Source organism: Psychrobacter sp. Arc29, from assembly GCF_041431175.1.
Classification (GTDB): Bacteria; Pseudomonadota; Gammaproteobacteria; order Pseudomonadales; family Moraxellaceae; genus Psychrobacter.
In genome coordinates this window covers 365,431-383,435 of the sequence record NZ_JASMRR010000002.1, presented here as the reverse complement: position 1 = coordinate 383,435, position 18,005 = coordinate 365,431, and the positions used below count along the sequence as shown (strand labels likewise).

Genomic DNA, 18,005 nt, shown 5'->3' with positions numbered 1-18,005 from the left:
TTTGATGGGTCTTAGTTGTCTTCACCTAAGAAACCACCGCTTTGACGTTGCCATAATTTAGCATAGACGCCATCACGTGCGAGCAGTGCCTCGTGACTGCCTTGTTCAATGATGCGTCCTTTATCCATCACTACAAGTCGATCTAGTGCCGCAATGGTTGATAAGCGGTGGGCAATGGCAATCACGGTTTTGCCAGTCATCATGTCGTTTAAGCTTTCAGTAATGGCAAATTCGATTTCCGAGTCAAGGGCACTCGTGGCTTCATCAAGCAGCAAAATTGGTGCGTTTTTCAGCATTACGCGGGAGATGGCGATACGCTGGCGCTGACCGCCTGAGAGTTTGACGCCGCGCTCACCGACCTGAGTATCAAGGTCAGTGTTGCCTTTGTCATCGCTTAAGTCTTTGATAAAGTCCCAAGCTTGTGCTTGTTTTGCAGCTTTAATGATGTCTTCGTCAGTAGCATCTGGGCGACCATAAGCGATGTTTTCACGAATGGTGCGGTGCAACAGTGAGGTGTCTTGGGTTACCATACCAATTTGCTGACGCAGAGATTCTTGGGTGACCTCATCAATCGCCTGTCCGTCAATACAAATTTTGCCACTATCGACATCAAAGAAGCGTAGTAGTAAATTCACCAAGGTTGATTTGCCAGCGCCTGAACGTCCGACCAGACCAATTTTTTCACCTGGTTTGATGTCCAAATGAAAGTCGTCTAACAATTTGACGCGATTGGTTGCCAATGCAGTAGCTGCGGTTTTTGCCTCATCGACACGCGCCCCTTCATCATCAGCAATGCCAGCATCATCTTCATAGCCAAAATCGACATGATCAAAGACGATATGACCATCGCTGACCGTTAATGTTTGCGCATTAGGCTTATCGACGATTTTTTGCGGTGCTGATAACGTACGCATGCCGTCTTGTACCGTACCGATACTCTCAAACAAGCTGGTGGTCTGCCACATGATCCAGTGTGTCAAACCATTTAAACGCAGCGCCATAGCAGTCGCTGCGGCAATCGCACCGACACCAACATCGCCCTGTTGCCACAAATACACACCAATAGCTGCAGTCGAGCCAATCAAAGTCACACTGATGGCATGGTTGACCACCTCAAGATAGCTGACCCAGCGCATCTGTGCGTGTACGGTGCCCAAAAACTGATTCATGGCGTATTTGGCATAACCTAGTTCGCGCTGCGAGTGGCTAAACAGCTTGACGGTCATGATATTGGCATAAGCATCGGTGATGCGCCCAGTCATCAAGGCACGAGCATCCGCTTGCACAATGGCCGTACGTTTGAGTTTTGGAATAAAGTACCACATGGCAAGCCCAAACAGCACAAACCAAACCGCAAACGGAATGAGCAGCAAGCTGTCCAGATTAAATAAAATCACCCCAGTAGTGACAAAATATACCACCACATACATCATCATATCCGTGATGGTCATCACCGTATCACGCACCGCAAGTGCAGTTTGCATTACCTTTGCTGAGACACGTCCTGAAAACTCATCTTGATAAAACTGCATGGATTGTCCGAGCATGCGGCGATGAAAACGCCATCGCATTTGCATCGGAAACACGCCCTGAATGACCTGAAAATGTATCAAGGAAGACATGGCAATCCAAAATGGACTGAGGATTAAGACGGCAAACATTAGCAGCAGCATATCGCTTTTTTCTGCCCACAACGTCTGCGGGGTATAAGCACCCAACCAATCCACCAAGTTACCAATCCATGCAAACAGCATGGCTTCATAGACCCCGACGCCAGCGGAGAGGATCATAAATAAGAATAGCCAGCCGCGCAAACCATGCGTACAGGCCCACAAAAATCTCAATAACCCCTTACGAGGTAGTGGCATGGGCGTTTCAGGAAAGGCGGGGAGACGGGATTCAAAAAAGCGAAATAGAGCGTTCATAGGCGGCAATAATACGTCAAACCAGAGCGGTTTTGAGTCGTTACTTATGTTAATAAAATAGCAGGGTATTTTAGCAAAACTTGGCAATCAGGCATGCAGTAAATTGTAATTTGCCAAATATGAAATTCATCAATTCGGCGTTGATAGGCATGATAGCTGTAGAGATATTGACAAATAGATTGCTGTAAAAAATATATTTTGTTACCTTCTAGACCTCAACTTCCTTAGACATTCAAATATTATCTTTACAATAATATTTCTCCAAAAATCAGTTGGATAAAAAGCGACTTGATTAGCACTGTATCGCCAATATATGAGCAATAAACACCCAATATCGAAATCCAAAAGGTAGAAGTTAATGATGTATTTAACCATTGCGGTGTTGTGTAGCGTCGCTGTCTCAGTACTTTTAAAAATATTGCGCCAAAAGAAAATGGATATTCGTCAGACCATCGTCGCGGGTTATCCGGTCGCTTTTTTACTGACTTGGTTTTTATTGAATCCTGATGTCGGCGCCATACATGCGCTTGATAATGCTTGGAATATTATCATTGCGCTTGGCATTTTACTGCCATCAGTATTTATCATTCTTGGACGCGCTATTGAGGCGGTGGGAATGGTAGCAACGGATGCCTCCCAGCGCTTATCACTTATTATTCCGATCATTGCCGCTTTTTTGCTATTTGGTGAGGTGCTGACAGGTACTCGTGTGCTGGGATTGGTGCTGGGATTTTTGGCGCTAGGAGCACTGGTTTATCGACCACAGCAACAAGATACTCCCAAGCAAACAAAATACACACCGCTCTGGTTGTTCGGTGTATGGGCGGGTTACGGCATTATCGATATTTTGTTTAAGCAAGTTGCCAAGCAGGGCACCGCTTTTCCTTTGACACTATTTGTGAGCTTTGGTGTCGCAGGTATATTGTTGTTCGTCTATCTACTCGTTACTCGGGTGCGCTGGCAAAGAGACGCCCTCGTCGCTGGGCTACTGCTTGGCGCGCTCAACATGGGTAATATTTATGCTTATGTCAGAGCTCATCAGATGCTGCATGATTCACCCAGTATTGTGTTCACGGGGATGAATGTGGGTGTCATTGCCGTGGCGACATTGATCGGTGTAGGGGCGTTTAAAGAACGACTCAATCGCATCAATATATTGGGGCTATTACTCGCAGTATGTTGTGTGGGCGTCTTATTTTTAGCATGAGATATTTTGTCCAAAGAAGAATTCAGTAGAATTTTTAGTGATGTTGTCACGTTTTCTATATAGGCATACTTATCATCCTATGATAAGGTCATCTACAAATAGCAGACCTTATATAGGTCATAAAAAGCTTGGTTTATAATGTCCAACTTCACTCAATAAAAATAGGATGTACTTTTAATGGAATACGACAATCAGTTACAGCGCATAAAAGACGGTTCAGGATTTATCGCAGCGCTCGATCAAAGCGGCGGCAGTACACCAAAAGCACTAGAGAACTATGGTATTAGCGGTGAAGCATACGATAGTGATGAGGCAATGTTCGATTTGGTGCATGAGATGCGTGCCCGTATCATGACCTGCGACTGTTTTGACAATGAGCGTGTGCTTGGTGCGATCTTATTTGAAGATACCATGGAGCGCGACGTCAATGGTAAGTCGACCGCCAACTATTTGTGGGAAGACAAGCAAATCGTCCCATTTTTGAAAGTAGATAAAGGTTTGGCGGAGCAGATGAGCGGCGTACAAGTCATGAAGCCGATGCCTAATCTAGACCTGTTGCTAGACAAAGCAAAAAACTATCCGGTATTTGGTACCAAGATGCGCTCAGTCATTTATGAGCCAAACGTCGATGGAATCGAGCTCGTTGTACAACAGCAATTTGATGTGGCAAAGCAAATTATCTCAAAAGGTTTGATGCCAATCGTTGAGCCAGAAGTTAACATTGATAGCGCTCAAAAGCATGATTGTGAAGTACTGCTAAAAGTCGATATCCTACGTAATCTGGAACGCTTAAATGACGATCAGCAAGTGATGCTCAAGCTGACATTGCCCGAAGAAGCAGGGTTTTATCAGGAACTGGTTGACCATCCAAAAGTGCTCAAAGTAGTAGCGCTATCAGGCGGTTACAGCCGTACTGATGCGTGCGCGAAGCTCAAAAAAAACCCGGGTATGATTGCCAGCTTCTCGCGCGCCTTTACCGAAGGGCTGAGTAAGCAGCAAAGCGATGAAGAGTTTGCTGATACTATCAATACGTCGATTGAAGAGATTTATCAGGCGTCGAAGGTTTGATATTACTAAATACATAAACTTAAAAAGCCCGAACCTGACTATCAGGTTCGGGCTTTTCTTTGGTAGAGCTATTCTTCGAGAGAGCTAAAAAACTTACACCTCTTTATATAATTGACGTCCTCCCTTATTGTATTTTTCCATCATCTCAGCCATCCCTTGTCGGACTTCTTCAGCACTGGCTTCTCCAACTTGTCCCACCAGTTCAGTGTCGACTTTTTTAATCAAATGATCCGAATCGCTTAAGTCGCCTGATTGCGGTGTGACTTTTTTATTTACTGCGTCTTTGTCCAAACCTGCTGCATACTCACGCACATTTTGGGTGATTTTCATGGAGCAAAATTTCGGACCACACATGGAGCAAAAGTGCGCCGATTTGTGTGCGTCTTTTGGCAAGGTCTCATCGTGATATTCGCGTGCGGTATCAGGGTCGAGCGCTAGATTGAACTGATCATCCCAGCGGAATTCGAAGCGCGCTTTGGACAAGGCATTGTCACGCGCCTGCGCACCGGGATGACCTTTGGCAAGATCAGCAGCGTGCGCGGCAATTTTGTAAGTGATAATGCCGTCTTTGACATCTTTTTTGTTCGGTAGGCCTAAGTGCTCTTTTGGTGTGACATAGCACAGCATCGCGGTACCAAACCAGCCAATCATCGCTGCGCCAATCGCACTGGTGATATGGTCATAACCCGGTGCGATGTCAGTCGTTAATGGTCCCAAGGTATAAAACGGCGCGTCAGCACACAGCTCAAGCTGCAAGTCCATATTTTCTTTGATACGGTTCATCGCCACGTGTCCAGGGCCTTCAATCATCACCTGTACGTCATGCTCCCATGCGACTTTGGTCAATTCACCAAGGGTACGTAGCTCACCGAACTGCGCCTCATCATTGGCATCTTGCAAGCAGCCGGGGCGTAGGCCATCACCTAGGCTGAACGCCACATCGTATTGCTTCATAATCTCACAGATGTCTTCGAAATGCGTGTACAAAAAGCTCTCTTTATGATGTGCCAGACACCACTGCGCCATGATAGAGCCACCGCGTGAGACGATACCTGTTAGGCGTTTTGCAGTTAGTGGTACATAGCGGAGCAGGACGCCTGCGTGAATGGTAAAGTAATCCACACCTTGCTCAGCCTGCTCGATCAACGTATCACGGAATATCTCCCACGTCAGATCTTCTGCGACGCCATCGACTTTTTCTAAGGCTTGATAAATCGGTACGGTACCAATTGGCACAGGCGAGTTACGGATTAGCCATTCACGGGTTTCATGAATATGATTGCCCGTTGATAAATCCATGATGGTATCCGCGCCCCAACGTGTTGCCCACGTCATTTTGGACACTTCTTCATCAATCGATGAGCCTAGCGCTGAGTTACCGATATTGGCATTGATTTTCACCAAAAAATTGCGCCCGATGATCATCGGTTCAGATTCAGGGTGGTTGATGTTGTTGGGGATAATGGCGCGTCCAGCCGCCACTTCATCACGGACAAACTCAGGGGTGATAATTTTGGGCGTATTGGCACCGAAGCTCTCACCCTCATGTTGACGCATATCGGTCAGTTCATGATGCTTTTGCGTCTCACGTATCGCGATATATTCCATCTCAGGGGTGATGATGCCTCGGCGCGCGTAGTACATCTGCGTGACGTTTTGCCCTGCTTTGGCGCGGCGCGGTTTGTCAATATGAGCAAACCTGAGGTTAGCAGTGCTGATATCACGAGCACGCGCTTGCCCGTATGAGCTAGATAGACCGCTTAGTTGCTCGGTATCATCGCGCTCAGCGATCCAGTTTTCACGCAGTTTTGGTAGACCGCGGGTCAGATCAATCTCGATGTTGGGGTCGGTATAGACGCCTGAGGTATCATAGACATAAAAAGGCGGATTGTGCTCGCCATCTTTATCACCAGTACCGCCAACAGGCGTATCCGCCAAGCTGATTTCGCGCATCGGTACTTGGATATCCGGTCGTGAGCCTTCGATATAGACTTTGCGCGAGGCGGGTAGGATACGATGTAGATCGCGTGCGTCTTCTTCGAAGCGGGCATCACTGGCAGCGCGGTGGGCAGGCGTTTTTAATGCGTCGGCTTTTTTATCTGCTTTGGTGTCTGATATAGGAAGAATGTTATCGGCTGGGTTATGCGTTTGGGCTTTCGGTGCAATTGAGGTGCTGTCTGAAATAGTCATATGCTGTCCTAGCGTGTTGGTTTTTGAATAAAAGCAACACCGCCAGTAGCTGCGGGGGTAAGCAGTCATCATTCAGACAAATTTATATTATCGACAACTAACAGCGGCCAAAAAATATCGTCGCGGCTAATGGTCATCAAATAGTGGACGCAGCTTTCTATCTTCTCCCGTTATCTACTTATGCGACATGCATCGTTAGACAATAGCGATGATAAAAAGGTATTTCTACGCGTCCTTTGTCATCAATAACAAAGTGCTTAAGACTTCCCTGCGTCGGTACTAACCGCATCAGGTTCGGCGGGTGATCTCTCAGCGAATGTAGATAGGCGGCTACTTTTATCAATGTTTAACTATAAACGTTTAATAAAGTAGGCCAATGCTACACCGCACCCCGAGTCTGTCAGTGTTGTAAATCCCTTTCATACTAACAAAATTCTGTGTTAACGGCTAATGATATTTAAATGAAAACATCAGACTTTGAGTTTGCTACTCAGTATGGTTATGAGTATAGATTCTTAGTAATGGTTATCAAAATTACCTGATATTACTGAGACTTAGAGCGCTTATCTGAATATTATGTAAAGCGGATGAAAGATTGTAGAGGTTGTCATTAAACTGTCATAAAGATTTGGCAAGATAGCACGCATATCACAAACAATGCTTTTTTATATCGTTGTTAAACTTCAGGAGTCCTACATGCGTTATTCGTTATTAGCAGTGGCCGTCAGTTGTACATTAATGCTTACGGCGTGCAACAAGTCAACAGAGACGACAGAACCAGCTGCTGATACTAGCAGTAGTGCCGCTACCACGGCTGAAACAACCACTCAGACTCAGGCAACGCCTTCTGCTGACACCGGTTTTAAATCTGCTGAAAATATCGCAATGAATATCACGGGTGCAGGTGCTTCATTCCCGCAGCCTATCTATGCCAAATGGTCTTATGACTATAACGCTGCTACTGGCGGCCAAGTCAACTATCAGTCGATTGGCTCATCTGGCGGTATCAAGCAAATCCAATCAAAAACCGTCGATTTTGGTGCTTCTGATGCGCCATTGACGCCAGAAGAGCTTGAAGAGTCTGGTCTTATTCAGTTCCCAACCGTTATCGGCGGCGTTGTGCCAATCGTTAACATCGATGGTGTTGAGCCAGGTCAGTTGAAATTAGATGGCGAAACCTTAGCAAATATCTATTTGGGTAAAATCAATAACTGGAATGATCCTGCGATCAAAGCCATGAACCCAGATTTGACCTTGCCAGATGCAGCCATTACCACAGTATTCCGCTCAGATGGTTCAGGTACGACGTTTAACTTCACAGATTATCTAGCCAAAGTGTCACCAGATTGGAAAGACACCGTTGGTGTTGATAAAACGGTTAAGTGGCCAACGTCTGCGACTGGTGCAGGTGGTAAAGGTAACGAAGGCGTTTCAAGCTATGTTAACCGTATGAAAAACTCTATCGGCTATGTTGAGTATGCGTACGCCAAACAAAACAATATGTCACACACGGCATTGAAAAACGCAGCGGGTAACGTTGTTCAGCCATCTGCTGAGACATTTGCAGCCGCTGGTGATATCGACTGGTCACAACAAGAAGGCTTTTATAAAGTCATCACCAACTCTGAGACGGATCAAGCATGGCCGATCGCTGCTGCTACTTTCATCTTAGTACACAAGCAACCAGAGAATCCTCAGCAAGTTGCTGGCGTGTTGAACTTCTTTGACTGGGCTTATACCCAAGGTGATGATGATGCCATGGCATTAGATTATGTCCCATTCTCTGATACAGCAGTGGCTTTATTTAAAGAGAAATGGAACGAAGTAAAAGGTAGTGATGGTCAGCCAGTTTATAAGGCTGCTCAGTAATCTCCCGATGCTAGCCATTGTTTACTAATCTCTTTAATTCCCTCTTAAGCCACTATTCTCCGGTAGTGGTTTGAGAGGTTTTATCACAGCAAATTTGACCACGATACTGACTACGATATCGATAGATAGGTTGCTCAAGTTCGTTGTGATAAAACCAAATCAAAATCCTAGTTTTTTGAATTCACCCATTCAATGCTGAGACACTTATGACAGACTTAAGGTCCCAACTGGCTAAACAAAAACGTTACGACGCTTTATTTGTCAACTCTACCAAAGCGTTTGCCATACTCGTCCTCCTATCTTTAGGGGGCATTTTGGTGTCTCTTATTGTTGGGGCATGGCCGAGTATTCAAGAGTTTGGTTTGGGGTTTTATACCAGTAATAATTGGGATACGGTCGCCAATGAGTACGGGGCACTCGCGCCTATTTATGGCACCTTAGTGACGTCATTCATCGCCATCGCTATCGCTGTGCCAGTCAGTTTTGGTATCGCGATATTTTTGACCGAAATGTGCCCAAAGTTCCTCAAAAAACCACTTGGTATTGCCATTGAGCTATTGGCAGGTATTCCTTCTATCATTTATGGTATGTGGGGCTTGTTCGTATTTGCGCCTTTCTTTGGTGAGCATATTCAGCCATGGTTTATCGAGCATGTTGGCCCGCTACCGATCATCGGTAAGCTGTTTACAGGCGCGCCCATGGGACTAGGGATGTTTACCGCATCGTTAGTACTTGCCATCATGATTATTCCTTTTATCGCGGCCACCATGCGTGATGTCTTCTCTGTCGTGCCAGATCTACTCAAAGAATCCGCTTACGGTATGGGTGCGACGACATGGGAAGTCATGTTCAAGATTATTCTGCCTTATACCAAAGCTGGTGTCGTTGGTGGCGTAATCTTGGGTCTTGGTCGTGCATTGGGTGAGACGATGGCAGTGACCTTCTTAATCGGTAATGCGTTCAATATCAGCCCAAGCCTATTTACTTCTGGTGTGACCATCACCTCGGCATTGGCCAACGAGTTTGCCGAAGCGTCGAGCGAGCTACATTTGGCATCTTTACTACATCTAGGCTTAATCTTGTTTGTCATCACCTTCATTGTACTGTCTTTGGCCAAATTGATGCTCATGCGCATGGATCACAAAGCAGGTAATCGATAAGTCTGAGAAGGACTTATGAGACCTTGATAGATATTGATAAAAGATATGGGAAATAAATAGTATGCCTGCAAACAATGTGATGAATGCGCCAATGTCTACGAAGCCAAGCAGTGCTGGGCGTTATAACAAAAGCTTGTACAACAAGCGCCGCTGGACCAACAAGCTGGGTTTAGGCTTTGCCATGTCAGCGATGGTGTTTGGTCTATTCTGGTTGTCATGGATTTTGGTGACACTGTTTGTTGAAGGCTTTCAAGGGATGGTAGAGCTGCCAATCTTTACCGCTGATACACCGCCGCCTATGAGCCCGGGTGGTTTACGCAATGCGATCGTCGGTTCGGTAATGTTGGCGTTTTCAGGATTATTTATTGGTGCGCCTATTGGCCTGATGACTGGTATTTATTTATCTGAGTTTTCTAAAGGCAGCATGCTTGGCAAAGTGACCCGTTTCTTGAACGATATCTTGTTATCAGCACCATCAATTGTCATTGGTCTGTTTATATATGCTTTAATGGTAAAAGGCGAAAGTTTCTCTGGTTGGGCAGGCGCATTGGCATTGGCACTGATTGTCATCCCAGTTGTCGTACGTACCACTGAAAACATGCTGAATCTGGTGCCCAATAGCTTGCGTGAAGCCGCTTATGCACTTGGTACACCCAAGTGGAAAATGGTCACGCAAGTGACGGTCAAAGCTGCCAAAGCGGGATTGACGACAGGGGTGTTATTGGCATTTGCTCGCATCACTGGTGAGACAGCACCGTTGCTATTTACGGCGCTGAACAACCAGTACTTCAGTACCGACATGGGTCAGCCGATTGCCAACTTACCCAATACCATTTATCAGTTTGCGATGAGTCCTTATGATAATTGGCATACATTGGCGTGGGCAGCAGCGCTGCTGATTACAGCATCTGTCTTGGTATTGAATATTCTGGCAAGATTTATCGGCAATCGAGGTCAGGTCAAATAAAGACCGATATTGCTGCATAGATACCAAGCATTTACTTATACTTATATGAAATACACTAAGCTAGGTTGGATAATATTATGAATGATGTCGCAAGCAAGGTCCGCACAGAAACGACTGCTGATCGCTTTAATAATGCAACAGACAGCCTGTTAAATAGAACCATGTCTAAAAGCTCGCAATCACAGCAACCAAATACTGCTGAGTTTAATAAGCAAAGTATTCATGATATTCCCAAAAATATGCCTAAAGCAAAAATGGAAGTTCGCGATCTTAACTTTTATTATGATGATTTTCAGGCATTAAAAAACATCAATATTGATATCGCAGAAAAGAAAGTGACCGCCTTTATCGGTCCGTCAGGTTGTGGTAAATCGACGCTACTACGTACTTTTAACCGTATGTATGATCTCTATCCAGGGATGCGTGCAGAGGGTGCTATCAACCTTGATGGTAAAAACATCTTAGGCAAAGACGTCGATGTCAACTTGCTACGCGCGCAAGTCGGTATGGTGTTTCAAAAGCCAACGCCGTTCCCGATGTCTATCTATGACAATGTTGCCTTTGGCGTCAAACTCTATGAAAAGCTCAGCAAAAGCGAAGTGGATGAGCGTGTGGAGTGGGCACTAAAAAAATCAGCATTGTGGCCAGAAGTAAAAGACAAACTAAAAGCATCAGGTCTGTCATTATCAGGTGGTCAGCAGCAGCGTCTGTGTATCGCCCGTAGTGTCGCGACCAAACCTGAAGTATTGCTGCTCGATGAGCCAACGTCTGCACTTGACCCGATCTCGACAGGCGCTATCGAAGATCTGATAGAAGATCTCAAAAACGACTATACCATCGCCATCGTCACCCACAACATGCAGCAAGCGGCGCGGGTATCAGACTATACCGTCTATATGTATCTGGGCGATATGATCGAGATGGGTGAGACCGATCAGATCTTTACCAAACCGACCCAAACCGCGACAGAAGATTATATTACTGGTCGCTATGGCTAGGGCTGATTAATTAGTACTGAAGTCGGTTCAAATAGAGTGCCGGATAGGATACTTTTAGCCGATTTGTATTACTCAATAAGCACATCGCGTCACCAAAATATAGATTTCAGGGAATCCCTCTTATGCAAAGTGATAAGCATATCTCCAAAAGTTTTGACCAAGATCTTGATGAAGCCATCCGTTTGTTCTTATACATGGGTGATAGTGCTGCCAACCAAGTGGCCAAAGCGATTCATGCACTTATTGATAGAGACGAGACACTGGCGCAAGAGGTCATCGAGATGGACTTTGATATCAACCGAATGGAGGTTGAGCTCGATGAACATATCTTATTGTTGGTTGCTAAGCGTCAACCTGCCGCAGGAGATTTGCGTTTAGTCATGTCGATCAGTAAAGGCGTGGTAGATTTGGAGCGTATTGGTGATGAAGCCGTAAAAATCGCAAAAATGGCAAACAGAATCGCGGCACAAGGCAAATCGTCTTACGGCTATGCTGAGGTACAGCACTTGAGTAATCAGGTAAGACTGATGCTCAACAACGCGCTAGAAGCCTTTAGTCAATCGAATGCTGAGCAAGCGTTTGAAGTCATGCGCAATGACAGTGTGGTCAATAACGAATACCAGTCGGCCATTCGCGCGTTGATGACTTATATCATGGAAGACTCAAGACAAGTCTCAAAGGTCATCAATATCATGTGGATTTTGCGCTCGCTTGAACGTATTGGTGATCATGCACAAAACGTGGCCGAGCTGGTTATTAACTATATCAGTGGTCAAGATGTACGCCATTCAGACTACGCCATGGTCGAAAAAGCGGTGCAAGAAGCCAATGATCGTTTGGCTGCTCGCCAAGTGAGCACGATGTCAGTCGCTGACTTTGAATCACTAGAGAGTAATGACGACTGATAGCGCCCAAATGCTACCGTCTTATCATCAAAAAACGCGCTCTAGTAAGCGCGTTTTTTATGGCTATGGCGTGAGCTAAGACTAGCTTTCTGGTGTCCAGCCTTGGGCGCGCTCATAGTCTTCATTATCCAAAAACTTATCACGCTGCTCGGTTAAGAATTTTTTGGCTTCAGGATCCATCATGCTCAAATGGTTCTCATTGATGAGCATGGTTTGATGTTCTAGCCACTCTTTCCATGCCTTGTCAGATACGGTTTCTTGCAGCTCTTGGCCTTTTTTATTAGGGAAGGGTGGATGCGGCATTTTTGGCAGTTCTTGCTTATATTTGCGGCAAAACACGGTATTGGCTTGGGGGTTAAAAGTCTCAGTCATCAGGTGTTCCTTATTTATTCTATTAAGTGGTGAATTTGAGTAATGATATGAGCCTATGATAACGGTCTTGGTCAATTTAGCAAAGGGTATCTCGTGTCTCTTATTAAACAGACACAAATCTACAGGATGTTATCAGTAGGTCTTACCTTTATTCTGATTTATCGTTTCATATCATGCAGACAGAACAAGCGCGAAAAAGGGCGGGTAGCTGATAATAAGTTATAGTTAATTCAGTTTAAAAGAGATACAAGGCAACCGAGCGCAGATGTAACTGTGATACTTCAAGTGAGGTTAACGCGGTAGCTCTTTTATAGGGGATTGACTATAAATAAAAAACACCCGCGTCAATAGCGGGTGTCAGATATATAGCGATAAGTTAGCTTTGTCTCAAAACAGTCTGATTAGGCAAAGGCTTTTAAGCGAGCACGGCCGTTGACTACTGCTTGCTTGACTTGGTTTGGTGCAGTACCGCCCAAATGGTCACGGGCTGCTAGTGAGCCTTCTAGCGTGAGATAGTCAAAGACATCATCACCGATGGCATCGCTGAATTGCTGCAATTGTGCCAATGACAAGTCACTGAGATCAACGCCTTCTTTGATGCCCAGTGCAACCGCATTACCCACGACTTCATGCGCATCACGGAATGCAACGCCTTGACGTACCAGATAATCTGCTAAGTCGGTAGCAGTGGCATAGCCTTTCATTGTCGCAGCACGCATACTTTCTTTGTTTGGAACAATGTTAGGTAGCATATCAGCAAAGGCAAGTAGTGAGCCTGTCAGTGTATCGACACAGTCAAACAAAGGCTCTTTATCTTCTTGGTTGTCTTTGTTGTAGGCGAGTGGCTGGCTTTTCATCAGGCTGAGTAATGTCATCAGCTGACCAAAGACACGTGCCGCTTTACCGCGTACCAACTCAGGCACGTCTGGGTTTTTCTTTTGTGGCATGATTGATGAGCCAGTACAGAAGCGATCTGGTATCTGCACAAAGTTGAACTGCGCTGACATCCACAGAATAATCTCTTCGCTCATACGTGACATGTGCATCATAAGAATAGAGGCAGCTGAGGTGAACTCAATCGCAAAGTCACGATCTGAGACCGCATCTAGCGAGTTTTGACAAATACCTTCAAAACCCAATAGCTCAGCGGTGATGGTACGATCGATCGGGAACGTCGTGCCAGCGAGTGCGGCGCTACCAAGGGGCATCTGGTTGATACGGCGACGGGCGTCAACCAAGCGCTCGGTATCGCGATACAACATCTCAAACCACGCCATTACATGATGACCAAAGCTGACAGGCTGTGCGGTTTGTAAATGCGTAAAACCAGGCATAATAGTATCAGTATGTTGATCAGCCAGATCAAGCAAGCCGCTTTGTAAGCGTACGAGTAGTTCGATAATGTTATCGGTTTCTTCACGCAACCACAAACGAATGTCAGTCGCGACCTGATCGTTACGGCTACGCCCTGTATGTAGTTTTTTGCCAACAGCGCCTATAATATCAGTGAGGCGTGATTCGACATTCATGTGCACGTCTTCGAGGGCGATTGACCAGTTAAACTCGCCTGCTTCGATCTCTTGTAATACTTGATGAAGACCGTCGATAATGGTAGATACTTCATCAGCAGTCAAGATATCGCATTCTTTGAGCATCGTTGCATGGGCAATCGACCCTTGAATATCGTGACGAGCAAAACGTTGGTCGAAGTCAACAGATGCGGTAAAGGCAGCCACGAAGCTGTCTGTCGCTTCACTGAAGCGTCCGCCCCACATCTGCTGGCCCTGAGTGCTGGCAGGGCTATTTTGTGCATCTTTGTTTGTTACTGAGACATTCGTGCTAGAATCAGCAACAGATGAACTTTTACTTGATTCGGGATTACTAAGGTTTGAAGAATTGGCGTTCATATCGGTACAAGACAAGTCAAGAGAATAAGAACTCGAGTATAGCAAATGATGAGGTTGCCTTACTAGCTAAGCGCTTAGAGTTTTTTATTCCAAAACTCATGGAGATCATGAGGCCTTGGCAGTGGCTGACATATATTGCTTTTTGGTCACTGTTTCTCACGGTGATTGAGCGTCATGGTCTGTCAAGTTGGTCTGATTTTATTATCAAGTTTTTTTCTCGAGTGCTACAGAATGCACTGACTGTTATTCCATCGCTATATTTGGTAGATTATCTACGTCCTGTTTTCAAAAATGCCAGTATACCTAGTGTAAGTGTGCGTATCGTCATGCTAATGATGTTTGCCGCTACAGTTTCTATGACTTTGGTGGTTTTAATTTTGATCAATATGGGTTTGATGGAATATAACCGTCAAACTTTTATGACCAATTTGTTCTTCAATACCGTACTGACGGGCGGTTTTACCATTGTGTTTTTGCTGTACTTTTTGCGTAGCCACCGTGAGCTTAATGCGCTCAAGCTGTCGTTTGAATACAAGTTGACCGCACAAAATGACTTAATCAAAGCTCGCACTGCCCCTCATTTTTTCTTTAATACTATCAACACACTGGTCTCACTCATTGAGTCTGATCCACCAAAAGCCTCTGCTTTATTACAAAACGTTTCGGTCTTATATCGAGCCAGTTTTAGCGGTGAACGTGAGATTAGTTTTGAAGAAGAAGTGGCGCTATGTGAGCATTATTTAGCGATTGAGTCTAGTCGTTTGGCAGACAAACTCGAGGTCCATTGGGATTTGCCTGATGAAGATATCATGTATGACATGGTGATTACGGCGTTAACCTTACAAAGCGTGTTGGAGAAAATGCTACTCAATGTGGTTGAGATGACCACTGAAACCATTTATTTTAATATTAAAGTCACTTGGCAGCAGCACAGAGTGACTATTCAGATCGACGTTGAACTTCCCAAAAAGACCTTAATCATTAACCATGATTTGCGTCAGCATATGAATTTTTATATTCAAGCGGATCGATTACGCGCGTACTTTGGCCAAAGTGCTGATATTCAAAGCACGGTTACTGGTAACCACATCACTACCATTATTGACTATCCCTTACAAGATGTCAGCTTATAATCTTTCCTCTTTTGCCATTTTTTATGATGTTCTTAGACACTATGTTCTCATAGTAATATGTTATGGCATATTTATTGCATTATCTTTTATATCTACATGGTTATTGCAATTTTTATCCGGCAATTATTGACAATGAGTGGTTACTATAAAAAAATATGATGCAGAAAATTTCACCATATTGAACTGGCCAGTACATTCGTCATACCATCGAAACATATTCAGTAGAATTTGAGGTGGGAGTTTACATGCGTATCGTAGTTTGTGATGATGAGCCTTTAGCGCGTGAGCGTTTGGTCAGAATCGTACAGGAGTCAGGTCATGAGGTGGTTGCTCAAGCTACCACAGGGGCAGAAGCTATTGTCGCCGTAAAAACTCAGCAGCCTGACATTATATTATTAGACATTCGTATGCCTGAGATGGATGGGGTGCGCTGTGCCAAAGAGCTGGACAAACTTGATCATCCACCAGCCATTATATTTGTCACCGCTTACGATCATTATGCGATAGCGGCACTAAAAGCCAATGCAATCGGTTATCTGTTGAAGCCGGCAAACAAAGACGAGCTATTAGAAGCACTGAACAAAGCAAAAAACCTAAACGCGGCGCAATTGAATGAAATTCGCAAGCTTGCAAATCCAACGGCGCGTCCGATACGCGAGCATATTGCTGCTCGTACTCACCGCGGTGTAGAGCTGATTAAACTTAAAGATATCTATTATTTTGCGGCAGATCAAAAATACGTCAAAGTACGTCACAAAGATGGCATTGTATTGATTGATGAGACCCTAAAAGAGCTAGAGCGAGAGTTTGACGATCGTTTGTTCCGTGTGCATCGCAACGCCATTATCAATCTGAACTTTTTAGATTTTTTAGAAACCCTAGACGCTGGACAATATCAGATACGTTTTAAAGGAATTGATGAGACGTTAGCCGTGAGTCGTCGTCATCTGCCAGCCTTACGTGACAAAATTCAAAGCATGTAATAGGATGTTTTCAGAGCGACATAATCATCCCATATCATCAAACCCTTATTTATGCTTAAATAGGGGTATTTTTTGCGCCAGCTTTTACTATCTCTGATGTGAGTCGACCATTTTTTGTGGCAAGTTTTCCCACCCGCTTAGCACCAACTTGGCACTGACATTGTAGCATTGAGATTATAGTATCGAATTTATTGAGGCCCTTTATGAGCAATCCGCAGCAACCTGCTTTGACTACATTAACCATCGCCACGCGTCAGAGTCCTTTGGCTCTATGGCAAGCGGAGCATATTCGTGATCGCTTATTGGCGCTCTATCCTGAGTTGACAATTGAGTTACTAAAAATTGTCACTAAGGGTGACAAGATTTTGGACACACCTTTGGCCAAAATTGGCGGTAAGGGTTTATTTGTCAAAGAGCTTGAGCAAGCATTGTATGACAAGCAAGCAGATATTGCGGTACATTCGCTAAAGGACGTACCGATGCAGCTGCCTGAAGGCTTGACGCTAGGTGTCTACTGTAAGCGTGCTTCACCAACTGATGCTTTTGTCTCAAATACTTATAATAGTATTGATGAATTGCCGCAAGGCGCAGTTGTTGGAACCTCAAGTTTGCGTCGTCAATGTCAGATCAAAGCCTACCGCCCAGATCTACAGATCAAAACCTTGCGCGGTAATGTTGGTACGCGTTTGGGCAAATTAGATGCTGGTGATTATGATGCCATTATCTTGGCGACCAGTGGCTTGCAGCGTATTGAATTAGATGAGCGGATACGTGGGCAGCTAGATATTGATGCCTGCTTGCCCGCAGTCGGTCAAGGTGCGTTAGCCATTGAGTGCCGTGAAGGTGATGTCGAGGTGTTAAAACTATTAGCACCGCTGAACGATGATAAAGCGCGTATTCGCCTTATCGCTGAGCGCGCGCTGAACCGCCACTTGGAGGGCGGCTGCCAAGTCCCGATTGCAGCCTACGCAGTGTTGCAAATGGCTGATGAAACTAGCGCTAATAACGATGACAATGGTGAAAACGGCAATAACGATAACGGCAATGTATTGTGGTTACGTGGTCGAGTGGGTCAAGCGGATGGTAGTAAGCTGTTAAAAGCAGAAAAGCGAGTGACATTGGTTGGTACACAAGACGAGCAAGAGGCGCAGGCAAATCAGCTCGGTATTGATGTTGCCAATATACTACTTGCTGATGGTGCAGGTTCTATCTTGTCAGCGATTTATCACGCTGAGTAACGTATTCGCTTTGTCATACTGAGTCATTGATCCACATATCCAATGTTTGGTCGATGATTCAGTCCATTCTACAAGCCTTTTGT

At 45.0% G+C, this 18,005-nt stretch carries 14 protein-coding genes and 1 riboswitch; of the genes, 10 read left to right on the top strand and 4 right to left on the bottom strand.

All coding sequences use genetic code 11. The features are described from left to right. Positions 1–11 precede the first annotated feature (11 nt). A complete protein-coding gene (locus QO189_RS04555; protein ID WP_371531708.1) occupies positions 12–1,925 on the bottom strand; it encodes an ABC transporter ATP-binding protein in 1,914 nt (637 codons plus the stop codon). A 358-nt stretch (positions 1,926–2,283) separates the two neighbouring features. Between QO189_RS04555 and QO189_RS04550 the strand changes: the two genes are divergently transcribed. Both QO189_RS04550 and QO189_RS04545 read left to right on the top strand, forming a co-directional pair. Further along, positions 2,284–3,132, top strand: a complete 849-nt coding sequence (locus tag QO189_RS04550; protein WP_371531707.1) for an EamA/RhaT family transporter — start codon at positions 2,284–2,286, stop codon at positions 3,130–3,132. Positions 3,133–3,309: 177 nt separating this feature from the next. Continuing rightward, positions 3,310–4,200: a fructose bisphosphate aldolase gene (locus QO189_RS04545; protein WP_371531706.1), complete on the top strand. Its 891-nt coding sequence runs from the start codon at positions 3,310–3,312 to the stop codon at positions 4,198–4,200. 93 nt (positions 4,201–4,293) lie between these two features. Here QO189_RS04545 and thiC read toward each other — a convergent pair whose 3' ends face one another. Continuing rightward, entirely contained in the window at positions 4,294–6,390 is a 2,097-nt protein-coding gene (gene thiC, locus QO189_RS04540) for a phosphomethylpyrimidine synthase ThiC (protein WP_371531705.1), read from the bottom strand. Between the two features lie 248 nt (positions 6,391–6,638). Continuing rightward, positions 6,639–6,794, bottom strand: a riboswitch (TPP riboswitch). A gap of 292 nt (positions 6,795–7,086) precedes the next feature. Between thiC and pstS the strand changes: the two genes are divergently transcribed. From pstS to phoU, 5 genes are all read left to right on the top strand, one after another. Further along, positions 7,087–8,259 carry a phosphate ABC transporter substrate-binding protein PstS gene (gene pstS / locus QO189_RS04535; protein ID WP_201601696.1) on the top strand — a complete coding sequence of 391 codons (1,173 nt, stop codon included), beginning with the start codon at positions 7,087–7,089 and terminating at the stop codon, positions 8,257–8,259. 206 nt (positions 8,260–8,465) lie between these two features. Further along, positions 8,466–9,419, top strand: coding sequence for a phosphate ABC transporter permease subunit PstC (pstC, locus tag QO189_RS04530; RefSeq protein ID WP_201601698.1), 954 nt, complete (start codon positions 8,466–8,468; stop codon positions 9,417–9,419). A 61-nt stretch (positions 9,420–9,480) separates the two neighbouring features. Beyond that, positions 9,481–10,386 (top strand): phosphate ABC transporter permease PstA, encoded by a 906-nt coding sequence (gene pstA / locus QO189_RS04525; RefSeq protein WP_371531704.1) that lies wholly within the window; start codon positions 9,481–9,483, stop codon positions 10,384–10,386. 161 nt (positions 10,387–10,547) lie between these two features. Then, the gene (gene pstB / locus QO189_RS04520) at positions 10,548–11,384 is read left to right on the top strand and encodes a phosphate ABC transporter ATP-binding protein PstB (RefSeq protein ID WP_265089540.1); all 837 of its coding nucleotides are present in this window, start codon (positions 10,548–10,550) and stop codon (positions 11,382–11,384) included. A gap of 122 nt (positions 11,385–11,506) precedes the next feature. After that, complete coding sequence (phoU, locus tag QO189_RS04515) at positions 11,507–12,289, top strand: phosphate signaling complex protein PhoU (RefSeq protein WP_201601702.1); 783 nt, start codon at positions 11,507–11,509, stop codon at positions 12,287–12,289. An 81-nt stretch (positions 12,290–12,370) separates the two neighbouring features. On the opposite strand, the gene QO189_RS04510 is transcribed toward phoU, so the two are convergent. Both QO189_RS04510 and argH read right to left on the bottom strand, forming a co-directional pair. After that, positions 12,371–12,661: an oxidative damage protection protein gene (locus QO189_RS04510; protein ID WP_062843543.1), complete on the bottom strand. Its 291-nt coding sequence runs from the start codon at positions 12,659–12,661 to the stop codon at positions 12,371–12,373. A gap of 401 nt (positions 12,662–13,062) precedes the next feature. Next, positions 13,063–14,436, bottom strand: a complete 1,374-nt coding sequence (argH, locus tag QO189_RS04505) for an argininosuccinate lyase (protein ID WP_371531792.1) — start codon at positions 14,434–14,436, stop codon at positions 13,063–13,065. Between the two features lie 239 nt (positions 14,437–14,675). On the opposite strand from argH, the gene QO189_RS04500 reads away from it, so the two are divergent. From QO189_RS04500 to hemC, 3 genes are all read left to right on the top strand, one after another. Continuing rightward, the gene (locus tag QO189_RS04500) at positions 14,676–15,701 is read left to right on the top strand and encodes a histidine kinase (RefSeq protein WP_371531703.1); all 1,026 of its coding nucleotides are present in this window, start codon (positions 14,676–14,678) and stop codon (positions 15,699–15,701) included. Between the two features lie 245 nt (positions 15,702–15,946). Continuing rightward, positions 15,947–16,684, top strand: coding sequence for a LytR/AlgR family response regulator transcription factor (locus tag QO189_RS04495; RefSeq protein ID WP_371531702.1), 738 nt, complete (start codon positions 15,947–15,949; stop codon positions 16,682–16,684). 203 nt (positions 16,685–16,887) lie between these two features. Beyond that, entirely contained in the window at positions 16,888–17,922 is a 1,035-nt protein-coding gene (gene hemC / locus QO189_RS04490; protein ID WP_371531701.1) for a hydroxymethylbilane synthase, read from the top strand. Positions 17,923–18,005: the final 83 nt, after the last annotated feature.